The sequence below is a fragment of the Mucilaginibacter koreensis genome, from assembly GCF_054783355.1.
The window spans coordinates 2,892,086-2,905,941 of sequence record NZ_BAAGQS010000001.1 but is presented as its reverse complement, the minus strand read 5'-3'; the positions used below and the strand labels follow the sequence as shown (position 1 = coordinate 2,905,941).

Here is a 13,856-nt window from a genome sequence, read left to right as displayed (position 1 = left end):
CGAATATGCTGATGACGAAGTAAATTTCACGATAATTAGTTAATTAATATTGATTTCCTGCATCAGCATATTCGCACATCTGCATATCTGCACATCAGTTTTCTCTTGGTTGCAACACCAAAGCTGGCTGGAACTCATAGGTGTAGTTACCGGCCTGCTTTGTGTTTACCTGGCGGCCATCAATAATATTTGGAACTGGTCTTTCGCCATCATCAGCACTGGTATCTATATCTTTATTTTTAAAGAGCAGGCTTTATATGCCGATATGGGGCAAAACATTTACCTGTTCGGCATTAACATTTACGGTTGGTATTACTGGAGCAGGCAACCGGTAAATGCACCAAAAGTGCCGGTAACACAGGTGACCTCTAAGCAGGTACTTACAGCGCTGTTGGTTATTGTGCTGGTATCACCTATTTTGGGTTTCGCGCTGGTAAAACTTGCGCCGGTACTCCATTACAAGCCAGCCGCCTTTCCTTACCTGGATAGTTTTTGCACTGTTTGCAGCCTTACCGCACAGGTATACATGGCTCGCAAAGTGGTAGAGAACTGGCTGCTTTGGGTGTTTGTAGATGTAATTTATGTAGGCATTTACCTGGTGAAAGGCTTGCAACCTACAGCTTTTATGTTTGCTATTTATGCGCTGATTGCGGTAAAAGGATATATAGATTGGCGCAGGGATTATAAGCGGCAGTTAATGAACGTGAATATTTAGTGCTTGCTCTATCGTCCGATTGTCAGAAATGAGCCCTGCGCTTTACTTTATTATCGCATCCGTTAATATTTACTAACTTTGCCGCATGATTATTGAAGTTTTAAAATCAAAAATTCATCGTGCTAAAGTAACACAAGCCGAACTGAACTATGTAGGCAGTATTACCATTGATGAAGACTTGATTGAAGCGGCCAACATTATACCGAACGAGAAAGTGCAGATTGTGAATAATAACAACGGTGCCCGCTTCGAAACTTATGTGATTAAAGGCGAACGCGGCAGCGGTACTATATGCCTCAATGGCGCCACCGCACGTTTAGCGCAAGTGGGCGATATTGTGATCATCATGTCATACGCCTACATGGAGCAGGACGAAGCCCGTGCCTACCAACCCATCCTCATTTTCCCCGATACAGATAATAAGCTGATTAAGTAATAGTTTAACGCTATTATGCTGAGTTACAATTGAGGATTGTAACTTCACTTATCTATAAGCACTAATATTGTCACCCTGAATTCCGTCGAAGGGTAGTAGCAGAGACATTCATAGGTGTGGCCTGTGCGTTCATGCTTCGAGTGCCTCAGCATGACAGCGGCAGTGGTGCTTGCGTCTAAAAGGAAATATTTATTAATGATGAAGCTATACTTCGTTTACATTCTTGAGTGCAGCAATGGTGCTTATTATACGGGACTAACCAACAACTTAGAAAGGCGAATGCGAGAGCATCAGGATGGAATTAATCTTACATGCTTTACTTATAATAAACGTCCGCTGAAACTGGTATTCCAACAGTGCTTTAATTATGTCAATCAGGCTATCATTTTTGAAAAACAGATTAAAGGCTGGCGGCGTGAAAAGAAAGAAGCGTTAATTACCGGCAACTGGAACCTGTTACCGCAGTTGGCAAAGAGACAATTTTAAAGCTTTTTCAAAACACCACTACCACTGTCATGCTGAGGCACTCGAAGCATAGTAGCAGAGTCCGCACCAATGAACACTTTTGCATCTACCCCTCGACGCGGCAAAGTAAACCTCCCTTACCTCTTCCACATCTTCACCAGCAGCCAGGCCAGTGCCAGTAGTGCCAGTACGTTGGTCATCTTAGGTAGGTAGTCACCAAAGCGGGAGTAAAAAGTAAGGTCGCTGTTTAAATTAATATCCTGCTTCAAAGCCGTTCTTACCCACCAGCCGCTTTGTTTAACCACATCGCCGCGTTGGTTAATAAAAGCTGATATACCCGTATTGGCTGAGCGGCATACCCAGCGGCGGTTTTCAATGGCCCGCAGCTTGGCATAATCCAGGTGCTGGTCTTTACCTGAAGTGTTTTCCCACCAGCCATCATTGGTAATAATAGCAATAAACTGTGCCCCTTGCCGAACTGATTGTGCCACATACTCTCCCCAGATGGATTCATAGCAGATGACCGGGTCAACGCCAATGCCTTCCTGCGAGTAAAATACTCCTGCCGAGTCCTGCCGGCCATAGCTGCCGGTGGCTCCACCTAAATGCTCAAAAGCAGGTTTTAAAAAAGACATAGCCGCACTAAAGGGAATCATTTCGGCGCCAGGCACCAGTTTTGATTTATGGTAAAACTGGATTTTAGATGAGTTTTCAATATTTACCGCCGTATTAAAAGCATCAATGTACTGATTGCTGCCCGGCAGTTTACTGGCCGAAGGGGTGTGGTCATCATTATACAGTTTGTAAGTTTCGGCACCGGTAAGCACATTGGCATTTTTATACTTACCTAAAAACTGCCTGATTTGGGTATAATAAGGGCTGCTGCTCAGTTTGTCTTCGTCTACGTTCTCGGCAATGGCGGTCTCGGGCCAGATAAAATATTCGGTATTGGGCTGCGCCAGCGAATCAGACAAATGCGTTAATACAGCAATTTGCTGCCCTGCCGGGATGCTGCCCTCTTTTTCGTAAGGGTCAATATTGGGCTGTGCCACCACAATGTTGGCCGGATTAGGCAATTCCTCATAAGTATGATACTGATATAGTGACAAGGCCAGCGGTACAATCAGTGTTAATGTAAACGCTGTAACCAGCCGGGTTCTATAAGCTTTAGGTTGTGCTTCGCGTAGACTGATGTAGACCAGGAAGGCAAAAATATTGGTGAGCCAAATCCACAACGTGCCGCCATATACACCCGTATATTCATACCACTGCACCCATTGGTGACTAATAGCAAAACCGTTGCCCAGGGTCATCCACGGAAAGTTTAAATCCCAGGTTTGGTGCAGGTATTCGTACCCTATCCAAAAGCAAACCAGTCCGGTCAGCGCCAAATTACGCTTTGCCTGTAAGCGTAAACGATAATATAACCAGCAGGCGGTTGACATCAGCAAAGGACCTAACGCATACGGAACTAAAGTAATAGGTACGGCTACCAGCGGGCCAATGGTTTTTAACGAATTATACACCCACCAGATGCTCAAGCTGTTCCATACAAAAAAGCCGACAAAGGTAGTCCAGAACAGCTTCTTGCCCTTGTTGGTAACGTTAGATTGTATAATATTTTCCATCGCCACCAGCATGGGCACCAGCCCGATAAACAGCAGGCAGGGGGTGTACGCTGTAGGCGGCCAGGCAATCCATAGCAGCAGGCCGGAGAGGAGGGAAAGGAGTATATTGTTTCTCATGTTGAAATGTTTAAGTTGTCATTGCGAGCGATAGCGTGGCAACCGCTTGCTGTACAGAGGCGTAAATGCTTTCGTGCGGTTGCCACGCTATCGCTCGCAATGACAAAAGTTTGCTATTCGCTTTTTTTACCCTTTGCATCCGCTTTTCCTGCCACACACATCACAAACTCTCCTTTTACGGGGTGGGTTTCAAAATAAGTTTTTACCTCGGCTACTGTACCCCGCACGGTTTCTTCATATAATTTGGTGAGCTCGCGCGATACGGAAATCGGGCGTTCCGGCCCAAAATAAGTGGCCATTTCATCCAGCGTTTTCAGCAGCCGGTGCGGCGATTCGTACAGGATGATGGTGCGCTCTTCTTCGGCCAAAAACTTGTATCGGGTTTGCCGGCCTTTTTTCAAAGGCAAAAAGCCCTCGAAACAAAAGCGGTCGGTAGGGAAGCCGGAGTTTACCAGTGCCGGTACAAAGGCGGTAGCACCGGGCAGGCATTCAACTTCCAACTCATTTTTCAAGGCCTCGCGCACCAGGTAAAAGCCAGGGTCGGAGATGGCAGGTGTGCCGGCATCCGATATTAGGGCTACGTTTTTACCTTCCTTCAGCAGCCGCACAATCTCAGTGGCCGATTGGTGCTCGTTATGCTGGTGGTGGGCAAACACGCGCTGGCTTACCCCAAAATGCTTTAGCATAGGTGCCGAGGTGCGGGTATCCTCCGCCAAAATTAAATCCGCTTCCTTCAGTACCCGTACCGCCCTGAAAGTTATATCCTCAAGGTTGCCGATAGGGGTGGGTACTAAATATAGTTTGCCTGTCATGGGTATTGTTCATTGGTTCATTAGGTAATTAGTTCATTAGGTTAAAAGTTATAGCAACTGTATAAAGCATCAATAAAACCCAATGAACTAATGAACCAATGAACTTACAATTATATCTTTGCCTTAAATTTTGAAATAAATGCTGCAAGTTAGTTATATCCGCGATAACCGGGAACAAGTTTTGGAACGATTGGCTGTAAAAAATTTTAAGCAGCCCGAGTTGGTTGATGAAGTAGTGAAGCTGGATGAGCAACGCCGGCAAACGCAAAACAAGCTCGACAGCGTTTCGGCCGAAGCCAATGCAGCCGCCAAGCAAATTGGCGAATTGATGCGCAATGGCAAAAAAGACGAAGCCAACGAAATTAAAGCTAAAACCGGTGCCTGGAAAGAAGAAAGCAAGCAACTGAGCGAACAGCTTACGCATATAGAAACCGAACTGCAGCAAAAGCTGGTACTGCTGCCCAACCTGCCGCACAGCTCGGTACCCAAAGGCGTAAGCGCCGAAGATAATGAAGTGGTGCTGGAAAACGGCGAAAAACCAAACCTGCCCACCGGCGCCCTGCCGCACTGGGAGCTGGCTGCCAAATACAACCTGATTGATTTTGAATTGGGGGTAAAAATTACCGGTGCCGGCTTCCCGGTATATAAGGGTAAAGGCGCCAAACTGCAACGGGCGCTGATCGCCTTCTTTTTAGACGAAGCCGAAAAGGCGGGTTACAACGAATTGCAGGTACCCTTAATGGTGAATGAAGCCTCCGGCTTTGGTACCGGCCAGTTGCCTGATAAAGAGGGCCAGATGTATTATATGGGAACCGACAACCTGTATATGATTCCTACCGCCGAAGTGCCCATCACGAATATTTACCGCGATGTCATCCTGAAAGGCGAAGAACTGCCTGTACAAAACTGCGGTTATACCCCATGCTTCCGCCGCGAGGCTGGTTCATACGGCGCACACGTGCGTGGCCTGAACCGTTTGCACCAGTTTGATAAAGTAGAAATTGTGCAGGTGGTACACCCCGACCAGTCTTATAACACTTTAGAGCAAATGAGCGCCCACGTACAGGGCCTGCTGCAGAAGCTGGGCTTGCCATATCGCGTGCTGCGCTTATGCGGTGGCGATATGGGCTTCGCTTCGGCTTTAACTTATGATATGGAAACCTGGAGCGCAGCGCAGCAACGCTGGCTGGAGGTATCATCGGTATCTAACTTCGAAACCTTCCAGAGCAACCGCCTGAAACTGCGTTTCCGTAATGCTGAGGGTAAAACCCAGCTGGCGCATACGCTGAATGGCAGCGCATTAGCTTTGCCGCGTATTGTAGCTACTTTATTGGAAAACAACCAAACCGAAAACGGCATTAAAGTGCCCGAAGTGCTGGTGCCTTATACCCGGTTTGAGTGGATTGACTAAGGGGCAATTATAAAATATGTCATTGCGAGGAACGAAGCAATCGCACGTAGGCATCTCTGTGCCTCTGTATAACAAGCGGTTGCCACGCTATTGCTCGCAATAACAATGAGTTTAACTCAAAGCGGCTGCATTACCCACCATAATGCAGCCTTTTTTGTTGCACCTAAACAAACTGGCGCTGCCTGCTGTTAAATCTTCACATTAATTTTACAGCAGCTTATGAAATGGTTTGGCGGACGCGAAAGTGATAATGTAGAACAAGGCAGCGGCGGCGGTGGCGGCGGTTTGGCCGTAGGCGGTGGTGTGCTGGGCATCATCGGGTTTATTATCTACATGTTCACAGGCGTAAACCCTTCACAGATATTGAATGGCGGCAATAGCCAAAGCAGTCAGCAGCAAAACAATACAGAAGTAACCGGGCCCGAAAGCCAGGAGCAGGTATTAGCCCGTAAGGTACTGGCCGGTACCGAAGATGTTTGGGATAGTTTGTTTCGCGCTTCCAATGCTGAGTACCGCAAGCCTATAATGCACTTTTTTAAAGGGCAGGTACAATCAGGCTGTGGCTTTGCCAGCTCGCAAACCGGACCGTTTTATTGCCCCGGCGACCAGAAAGTATACATCGATTTATCATTTTTTGATGAGTTGAGCAACCGCCTGAATTCACCCGGCGAGTTTGCCCAGGCCTATGTAATTGCGCATGAGGTAGGCCACCACGTGCAAAACCTGTTGGGTACCTTTGATAAGGTACAGCAGGCCGAGCAGAATGCTACTGAAGAAGAGCGCAACCGCCTCTCTGTAAAATTGGAACTCCAAGCTGATTTTTATGCCGGTGTTTGGGCGTATTACGAAAACAAATATCACCACAACGGCCTAGTGCTAGAACGGGGCGACATTGAATCGGCCCTGAACGCAGCCTCGCAGATTGGCGACGACCGCCTGCAGCAGGAAAGCCAGGGCCGCGTAGAGCCCGACTCCTTCACCCACGGCACCAGCGCCCAGCGCGTCTACTGGTTCAAAAAAGGTTTCGAAACCGGGGATATGCGGCAGGGGAATACATTTGCTGACCCGAGTTTGAACTAAAGTTATTGCTTATAAGAATCATCAGGCGCTTATGTATTTTCATTATAAATTGAATTATAAAAGCACCAATCGGCCGCGTAAACATTCATTGCATTGCTTACCTTAGCTGAGTTCATGCAACGGATTGAAAATACGAACTGGGGTTAATCAACAATGAAATCTAAATTATACCTGCTGGTAGCGGCTGTGGCTGTACTGGCGTCCTGCTCGCCTAAAACTAAAGTAACTAAGGTGACCAAAACCATCACTATAGCTACGCCCGCCAGCCCCTATGCCGAAACCGATAAGGTATATAACGACCATGTGGCCGAATACTTAACCAAAATTGCGCAAACCAACCCGGCTACCCTTACCGATAGTATGGGTGTGCCTATCCCGTCGCAATGGGTGGGTACCGTAAATTCGGGCATCCGCAAGGCCAATTATGTCATTATCCACTATACCGCGCAGGATTCACTGGCGCAAACCATCCGCACTTTTACTGTCCCCGTGAGCCAGGTAAGCGCCCACTACGTGGTAGGCCGCGATGGCAAAGTGGTACACATGGTGAATGATTACCTGCGCGCCAACCACGCCGGTGTGGGTAAATGGGGCAATGTGATTGATATGAACAGCTGCTCCATTGGTATTGAAATTGACAACAACGGCAGCGAGCCTTATAGCGATGTGCAGATTAAAAGCCTGCTGGCGCTGCTCAGTTTTCTGAAAACTACTTACAACATTCCGGCAGCCAATTTCATCGGTCACCAGGATTTTGCCCCCAGGCGCAAACCCGACCCTGGTGTATATTTCCCCTGGAAACTGCTGGCCCAAAAAGGCTTCGGTTACTGGAGCGATGACATACTGGAACTGGCCCCTGCAAACTTCGACGTTACCACCGCCCTGCGCCTTATTGGTTACGATACCCGGGATCTCAACGCCGCCATTATCGCCTTCAAGCGCCATTTCGTACAACAAAATAGTTCGCCGGTCATGAGTCAACTGGATTTGAATGTGTTGTATAATGTATATCAGAAGTATTAGGCGTTTTGTTGTTTGATTATTGTGCTGCTATCTGCTTTGTGGGGTTTGTGCTTTATTGAATGTTCGTTTACTTTTTGCTTGATCAAAAAGTAACAAAAAATCAAGGCAGAAAAAAAGTTTCCCCGCGCAAGGCCGACGCATGGCCCGCTTTTTCCGCCGGGCCACCGCGCCTGGGCGAAGAAAGCAATTTAAAGTAAGTTATTACGAATATCCCTGTCAGCCCCTCAGCTTTGGGCGAAAGGCGGGCAGCACTGATGGATAGTGCGTAGGGGAAGGCCTTTTAGTGTTTGCCTGCCTGCAAAGAAAGCACAACCTGTTCATACGCAAACACTAAACAGCCTGTGGTGCTGACCGTCTTTGCAGGGCTGGCCCCGTGCGGCAAAAAGCCTTACGGGGCTGCACTTGATTTTTTTGGTTCTTTTGTATCAAGACAAAAGAACAATAACGAACATAAAGTACTAACCCAGCCAGCGGATAGCAGCAAACATCTAAACATGAAAGAAACACAAACTCCAAACCGCTGCACCTGGTGCGGCACCGACCCTTTATACATCCAATACCACGACCAGGAATGGGGTAAAGAAGTACACGATGATCAAGTACTTTTTGAATTTCTCCTCCTCGAATCGGCTCAGGCCGGTTTGAGCTGGATTACCATTTTGCGTCGACGCGAAAATTACCGCAAGGCCTTTGCCAATTTCGAGGTAGAAAAGGTAGCTGCCTTTACGGCTGAAGACGAAGAACGCCTGATGCAGGATGCCGGCATTATACGCAACCAGCTTAAAATTAAAGCGGCTATTCGCAATGCACAGTTGTTTATGGAGGTGCAAAAAGAATTTGGCTCGTTTAACAGCTACCTATACAACTTTATGCCTCAGGGCAAACCTCTCATTAACCATCCGCAACAAGGTGTAGCGGTGCATTCGCCCGAGTCGGACGCCATTAGTAAGGACATGAAAAAACGTGGATTTAAGTTTTTTGGTACCACCATTTGCTACGCCTATATGCAGGCCACGGGTATGGTGAACGACCATTTGGCCAGTTGCGATTTCAAATAAGGATTACACTGATTACTTTAGGATTTCACCGATTGATTAAAGATAAATTGTACTTTTGACTTGCCCGTAAAACATATAGTTAGGGTTAAATTAACTATGTAAATCTGATAGCGGATTTAATAGTTGCATTTTAAAACAGGTGTGATCATTTTAAAAATCAATGAAATCGCCAATTTAAATCAGTGTAATCCTAAATTAATCGGTGTAATCATTATTTATGAAAAAACTGTTCCTTTTAGATGGTATGGCCCTGATGTACCGGGCGCATTTTGCATTGAGCAAAAACCCGCGTTTTACTTCCAATGGTTTAAACACCTCGGCGGTAATGGGCTTTACCAATACCCTGCTCGATTTACTGCGTAAAGAGAACCCTACCCATATGGCGGTAGTGTTTGATACCGATGCCCCCACCGAGCGGCATATTGATTTTGAGCATTATAAAGGCCACCGCCAGGCCATGCCCGAAGATTTATCCAAAGCCATGCCCTATGTATTTAAGTTGATACTGGGCTTCAATATCCCACTCATCACCTCGGATGGTTATGAGGCGGATGACATTATTGGCACTCTGGCTAAAAAAGCGGAAAAACAAGGCTACCAGGTTTACTGCATGACGCCCGATAAGGACTTTGCCCAGCTGGTATCAGAAAACATATTTGTATACAAGCCTTCGCGCATGGGTAGTGATATCGAAATTATGGGCGTAAAGGAAGTATGTGAAAAGTGGGAAGTGCAAGACCCCTGCCAGGTAATTGATATTCTGGGCCTTTGGGGCGATGCAGTGGATAATATCCCCGGCATCCCCGGCATTGGCGAGAAAACGGCCAAAATGCTGATTAAGCAATACGGCTCGATGGAGAAAGTGATTGAAAACCGCCACCAGCTGAAAGGCAAAATGGCGGAGAACGTGGAACAATATAAAGAACAGGGCCTGCTCTCTAAAAAACTGGCCACCATCCTGCTGGATGCACCGGTAGAACTGGATGAAGAAGGCTTGCTGGTTTGTCCGCCAAGCCGCGAATTGCTGGAGCCGCTGTTTGCCGAGCTGGAGTTTCGCACATTGGGCCGCCGGGTGTTTGGCGAAGATTTCAGCGTAACGGAAATCAAAGCTGCCTCGGCACAAACCGATTTGTTTGGCAACCCGGTAGGCGGCGGTAACCGCACCACCATTATGCTAAACGTAGGTGAAGCTGAAGCGGCTGAACCGGTGGTGGCAGCTAAAAACATTGACAACGTACCACACCAGTATCATTTAGCTGATACTGCCGAAAAGCGCGCCGAAGTACTGGCGCTGATGCAACAGCAAAGCAGCATCACCTTTGATACCGAAACCACTGGTATTGATGCCAATAATTGCGAACTGGTAGGTCTATCCTTTGCCTGCAAACCGGGCGAAGCCTGGTATATACCTGTGCCGGCCGACCAGGCAGAAACGCAGGCCATTGTAAACGAGTTCAAGCCTTTGCTCGAAAACCCGGCCATCAGCAAAATAGGACAAAATTTAAAGTATGATATCCTGGTACTGAAATGGTATAATGTAGAGGTGCAGGGTGCTCTGTTTGATACCATGATGGCTCACTACATTCTTGACCCTGATACCCGCCATGGCATGGATATTTTATCCGAAAACTATTTGGGCTACAAGCCAGTATCCATTACCTCTCTCATCGGTCCCAAAGGCAAGAACCAGCTGACGATGCGCGATGTAGAAGTAGAAAAGGTAAAAGAATACGCTGCCGAAGATGCTGATGTAACCCTGCAGCTCAAAGAAGTATTTGAGCCCAAACTGAAAAAGGTAGGCGCTGATACGTTGATTAACGAAATTGAGCACCCACTGATTTATGTATTGGCCGATATGGAGTTTGAGGGCGTTCGCATCGACCAAAATGCCTTAAAAGAGTTTTCCGGACATTTGGAAAGCGACATTACCCGCCTGGAACAAACTATCTATGATAAATCGGGCGTCAAATTCAATATATCTTCACCCAAGCAACTGGGCGAGGTATTGTTTGAAAAGCTACAGCTCGACCCCAAAGCTAAAAAGACCAAAACCGGTCAGTATCAAACCGGTGAGGACGTGCTAATGGCTTTGGCCGGTAAAAGTGATATTGCACAGGATATTTTGGATTTCCGCCAGTTATTGAAACTGAAAACTACCTATGTAGATGCGCTGCCGCTAATGATTAACCCTAAAACGGGCCGGGTGCATACCTCATACAACCAGGCGGTGGCAGCTACCGGGCGGTTAAGTTCCAATAACCCCAACCTGCAGAACATTCCTATCCGCACCGAGCGTGGCCGCGAAGTACGTAAAGCCTTCATTCCGCGCGATGACGACCATATCCTGATTTCTGCCGACTACTCGCAAATCGAACTGCGTTTAATTGCCGAAATCAGCAAGGAAGAGGCGATGCTGGATGCCTTCGCCAAGAATATTGATATCCACACCGCTACAGCGGCCAGTGTGTACGGCATCCTGGTAGAGGAGGTAACCAGTACCCAACGGCGCAATGCCAAGGCGGTTAACTTTGGCATTATTTACGGGCAGTCGAGCTTTGGCTTATCGCAAAAGCTGGGCATACCACGTAAGGAGGCCAATGATATTATAGAGCAATACTTTATCAAATACAGCGGTATACAGCGCTATATTAACGATACTACCAACTTTGCCCGCGAGCATGGCTATGTACAAACCCTGAAAGGCCGCCGCCGTTACCTGCGTGATATTAACTCGGCCAACGCTACCGTGCGTGGCTTTGCCGAGCGAAATGCCATTAATGCCCCAATACAAGGCTCAGCAGCAGATATGATCAAAATTGCGATGATCAACATCCAGAACGAATTTAAAGCCCAAAAGCTGGACGCTCGCATGACCATGCAGGTGCATGACGAGTTGGTATTTGATGCCCCTAAGCATGAAGTAGAAAAAGCCAAACCCATCATTGAGCATTTTATGAAAACGGCTATTATTACCGAAGTGCCGATTGTGGTGGAAATTGGCACGGGAACGAATTGGTTAGAGGCACATTAAACTAGAATAAATTCCCCACCCCTTGTCATTTCGACGATAGGAGAAATCTTCTTCATTAAGCCAGTCTGCTGTAGACTTATCACTTAAAGAAGATTTCTCCTATCGTCGAAATGACATTTTTATTTACAAAGGATTGTATTCTTCGTTTCTCGAAGCCTATGGCTTCAAATCCATAAACCAATAGTTTAAACTATACTAAAACCCACCCCACACTCTGCTGTTGTGAATAAAGCGGATAGCCATTTACCTATCCACCACAAAGCTATGACTACAACAACACAGCGCACCTGGGCGCAGCAGCATATACCCGAAATTGGCCTGGGCGGCGTCGCCATTGGCAATGAGTTTGAATACGTGTCGGATGAGGAAGCACATGCTACTTTAGAGGCGGCCTGGCAGGCCGGGGTGCGGTATTATGATGTATCGCCCTGGTATGGTTTGGGTTTGGCCGAGCGCCGCTATGGCATGTCGCTGCATAACCAGAAGCGCGAGGAATACATCATCTCCTCTAAAGTGGGCAAACTGCTCAAAGCCGGCAAGCATAACAAAGGTGCCGAATATTACCCCAACGCCCATTCGCCCAATGATGTGATTTTTGATTATACCGCTGATGGCGTAAAACGTTCCATCGAAGACAGCCTGCAACGCCTGGGTGTTGACAGTTTGGATGTGGTATTTGTGCATGACCTTTCGCCCGATAATAAACTGTTGGAAGGCAAATGGCTGGAACATTTTGCCATTGCTCAAAAAGGCGCTTTTCCGGCACTGAGCCAGCTGCGTGATGAAGGCGTGATTAAAGCATGGGGCCTGGGCGTGAATAGCCCGGAACCGATTTTGAAAACCATGGAAGTGGCCGACCCCAATGTATTTCTGCTGGCCTCGCAATACTCGCTGATTGACCATGCCAATGCGCTTCATCAGGTATTTCCGGAGGTCAGAAAACGCAACTTGTCGCTGGTGATGGGCTCCAACCTGAACGCCGGTTTCCTGTCGGGCAGTGAGCGGTACAACTATGACCCGAAGAAGCCAATTCCGCAGGAATACATAGTAAAACGCGATAAATTAAAAGCCATTGCTGCGGCGCATGGGGTAGACCTGCGTACCGCTTCCCTTCAATTTGCCTTATATCCTGATGTGGCTGTATCGGTCATCCCCGGCGCACATACACCGGAGCAGGTAAGGCAGAATGTAGAATCGCTTAAAGTGAATATCCCTGAAGCCTTTTGGCAGGAGCTGAAAGCAGAGCGCATTATTGAGGAAAATGCGCCGGTAAGTTATACCAAAACAGCTGAGTAATTTACTCAGCTGCTTTAAAATTATCTTGCTTAATACACATCCGAGTAGGCCGTTGGGTGCAGCAGCATAATGTCGGCCTTACTCACGTTGCCTTTATATTCAGGGGTGCCCGATAGTTGCTTCCATTGCGGGTCGTTGTTAAACGTATTCCAATGCGCATCATGGGCAGCTTGGTTGTCGAAGCTGGTCATGTACATGAGGTTGGGCATGCGGCTGCCGGCCAGTACATGGGCGTAAAATACGGCGTTAAAATTGAGGCGCGCAAACAGGCTGACTTCATCGCCTACGTTAAACATTTTTACTTTGTTGAGGTAGCGCTCTTCGGTAGGGCCCTCGTAGCTGCGCAGCTCAAAAATATGCTCGGCGCGCGGGCCGTTCAGGTGCGGCAGCTTAAACTGCTGTGCTTTTGGGAAGGCGCTCAATATTACATTTTGCAGCCGGGTATATTTAGGCGCTTCAGCGCTGAGGCTGATTTTGGTCAGGTCGTTCAAGCTTTTCATCGGCACCCAAACCACCACCTGTTGCCCGCTGCCGGCATCTTTTTGCATGGAAGTGAATACCCCCACCGTTTTAAAGCCAGCCTTATGCAAGCGCGGCACATAGCTGTTCTGCAAATATGCACTCAGCGAGTCGGTTTGGGCCTGACTGGCGGTTTGGTACATGCTGATCTGGTAAAAATCGCCACCCTTTTGTGCAAAGGCGCTCAGGCCGGCCAATAACAAAAGGCCAGTATAAAATAGCTGTTTCATAGACAGGTAAAATTGGAAAGCTAAGGTAGCGATTG

12 protein-coding genes are annotated in these 13,856 nt (G+C 47.5%); 9 read left to right on the top strand and 3 right to left on the bottom strand.

Annotation, left to right across the window (positions count from 1 at the left end; genetic code table 11):
- Nucleotides 1–109 precede the first annotated feature (109 nt).
- The 3 genes from pnuC (at nt 110) to ACYVNW_RS13035 (ending at nt 1,637) form a co-directional block, all read left to right on the top strand.
- On the top strand, nt 110–715 hold the full coding sequence (gene pnuC / locus ACYVNW_RS13045) for a nicotinamide riboside transporter PnuC (RefSeq protein ID WP_460680313.1): 606 nt from the start codon (nt 110–112) through the stop codon (nt 713–715).
- An 85-nt stretch (nt 716–800) separates the two neighbouring features.
- Nucleotides 801–1,151 carry an aspartate 1-decarboxylase gene (gene panD / locus ACYVNW_RS13040; protein ID WP_460680312.1) on the top strand — a complete coding sequence of 117 codons (351 nt, stop codon included), beginning with the start codon at nt 801–803 and terminating at the stop codon, nt 1,149–1,151.
- Nucleotides 1,152–1,346: 195 nt separating this feature from the next.
- Entirely contained in the window at nt 1,347–1,637 is a 291-nt protein-coding gene (locus tag ACYVNW_RS13035) for a GIY-YIG nuclease family protein (RefSeq protein WP_460680311.1), read from the top strand.
- Nucleotides 1,638–1,753: 116 nt separating this feature from the next.
- On the opposite strand, the gene lnt is transcribed toward ACYVNW_RS13035, so the two are convergent.
- Both lnt and rsmI read right to left on the bottom strand, forming a co-directional pair.
- Nucleotides 1,754–3,361, bottom strand: coding sequence for an apolipoprotein N-acyltransferase (lnt, locus tag ACYVNW_RS13030; RefSeq protein WP_460680310.1), 1,608 nt, complete (start codon nt 3,359–3,361; stop codon nt 1,754–1,756).
- A 113-nt stretch (nt 3,362–3,474) separates the two neighbouring features.
- On the bottom strand, nt 3,475–4,173 hold the full coding sequence (rsmI, locus tag ACYVNW_RS13025; protein ID WP_460680309.1) for a 16S rRNA (cytidine(1402)-2'-O)-methyltransferase: 699 nt from the start codon (nt 4,171–4,173) through the stop codon (nt 3,475–3,477).
- A gap of 139 nt (nt 4,174–4,312) precedes the next feature.
- Between rsmI and serS the strand changes: the two genes are divergently transcribed.
- The 6 genes from serS to ACYVNW_RS12995 all read left to right on the top strand — a co-directional run bounded on the left by serS (nt 4,313) and on the right by ACYVNW_RS12995 (nt 13,072).
- The gene (gene serS, locus ACYVNW_RS13020; protein WP_460680308.1) at nt 4,313–5,584 is read left to right on the top strand and encodes a serine--tRNA ligase; all 1,272 of its coding nucleotides are present in this window, start codon (nt 4,313–4,315) and stop codon (nt 5,582–5,584) included.
- A gap of 219 nt (nt 5,585–5,803) precedes the next feature.
- A complete protein-coding gene (gene ypfJ / locus ACYVNW_RS13015; RefSeq protein ID WP_460680307.1) occupies nt 5,804–6,664 on the top strand; it encodes a KPN_02809 family neutral zinc metallopeptidase in 861 nt (286 codons plus the stop codon).
- Between the two features lie 153 nt (nt 6,665–6,817).
- A complete protein-coding gene (locus tag ACYVNW_RS13010; RefSeq protein ID WP_460680306.1) occupies nt 6,818–7,687 on the top strand; it encodes an N-acetylmuramoyl-L-alanine amidase in 870 nt (289 codons plus the stop codon).
- A gap of 494 nt (nt 7,688–8,181) precedes the next feature.
- The gene (locus ACYVNW_RS13005) at nt 8,182–8,745 is read left to right on the top strand and encodes a DNA-3-methyladenine glycosylase I (RefSeq protein ID WP_460680305.1); all 564 of its coding nucleotides are present in this window, start codon (nt 8,182–8,184) and stop codon (nt 8,743–8,745) included.
- A 217-nt stretch (nt 8,746–8,962) separates the two neighbouring features.
- Nucleotides 8,963–11,776 (top strand): DNA polymerase I, encoded by a 2,814-nt coding sequence (gene polA, locus ACYVNW_RS13000; protein ID WP_460680304.1) that lies wholly within the window; start codon nt 8,963–8,965, stop codon nt 11,774–11,776.
- A 264-nt stretch (nt 11,777–12,040) separates the two neighbouring features.
- Complete coding sequence (locus tag ACYVNW_RS12995) at nt 12,041–13,072, top strand: aldo/keto reductase (RefSeq protein WP_460680303.1); 1,032 nt, start codon at nt 12,041–12,043, stop codon at nt 13,070–13,072.
- A 29-nt stretch (nt 13,073–13,101) separates the two neighbouring features.
- Here the strand turns inward: ACYVNW_RS12995 and ACYVNW_RS12990 are convergent, their stop codons facing one another.
- Nucleotides 13,102–13,821: an NIPSNAP family protein gene (locus ACYVNW_RS12990; protein WP_460680302.1), complete on the bottom strand. Its 720-nt coding sequence runs from the start codon at nt 13,819–13,821 to the stop codon at nt 13,102–13,104.
- Nucleotides 13,822–13,856 lie beyond the last annotated feature (35 nt).

Coding starts and splice junctions, on each gene's coding strand:
- panD (WP_460680312.1), top strand. CDS start 801: ATGATTATTGAAGTTTTAAAATCAAAAATTCATCGTGCTAAAGTAACA.
- ACYVNW_RS13035 (WP_460680311.1), top strand. CDS start 1,347: ATGATGAAGCTATACTTCGTTTACATTCTTGAGTGCAGCAATGGTGCT.
- lnt (WP_460680310.1), bottom strand. CDS start 3,361: ATGAGAAACAATATACTCCTTTCCCTCCTCTCCGGCCTGCTGCTATGG.
- rsmI (WP_460680309.1), bottom strand. CDS start 4,173: ATGACAGGCAAACTATATTTAGTACCCACCCCTATCGGCAACCTTGAG.
- serS (WP_460680308.1), top strand. CDS start 4,313: ATGCTGCAAGTTAGTTATATCCGCGATAACCGGGAACAAGTTTTGGAA.
- ypfJ (WP_460680307.1), top strand. CDS start 5,804: ATGAAATGGTTTGGCGGACGCGAAAGTGATAATGTAGAACAAGGCAGC.
- ACYVNW_RS13010 (WP_460680306.1), top strand. CDS start 6,818: ATGAAATCTAAATTATACCTGCTGGTAGCGGCTGTGGCTGTACTGGCG.
- ACYVNW_RS13005 (WP_460680305.1), top strand. CDS start 8,182: ATGAAAGAAACACAAACTCCAAACCGCTGCACCTGGTGCGGCACCGAC.
- polA (WP_460680304.1), top strand. CDS start 8,963: ATGAAAAAACTGTTCCTTTTAGATGGTATGGCCCTGATGTACCGGGCG.
- ACYVNW_RS12995 (WP_460680303.1), top strand. CDS start 12,041: ATGACTACAACAACACAGCGCACCTGGGCGCAGCAGCATATACCCGAA.
- ACYVNW_RS12990 (WP_460680302.1), bottom strand. CDS start 13,821: ATGAAACAGCTATTTTATACTGGCCTTTTGTTATTGGCCGGCCTGAGC.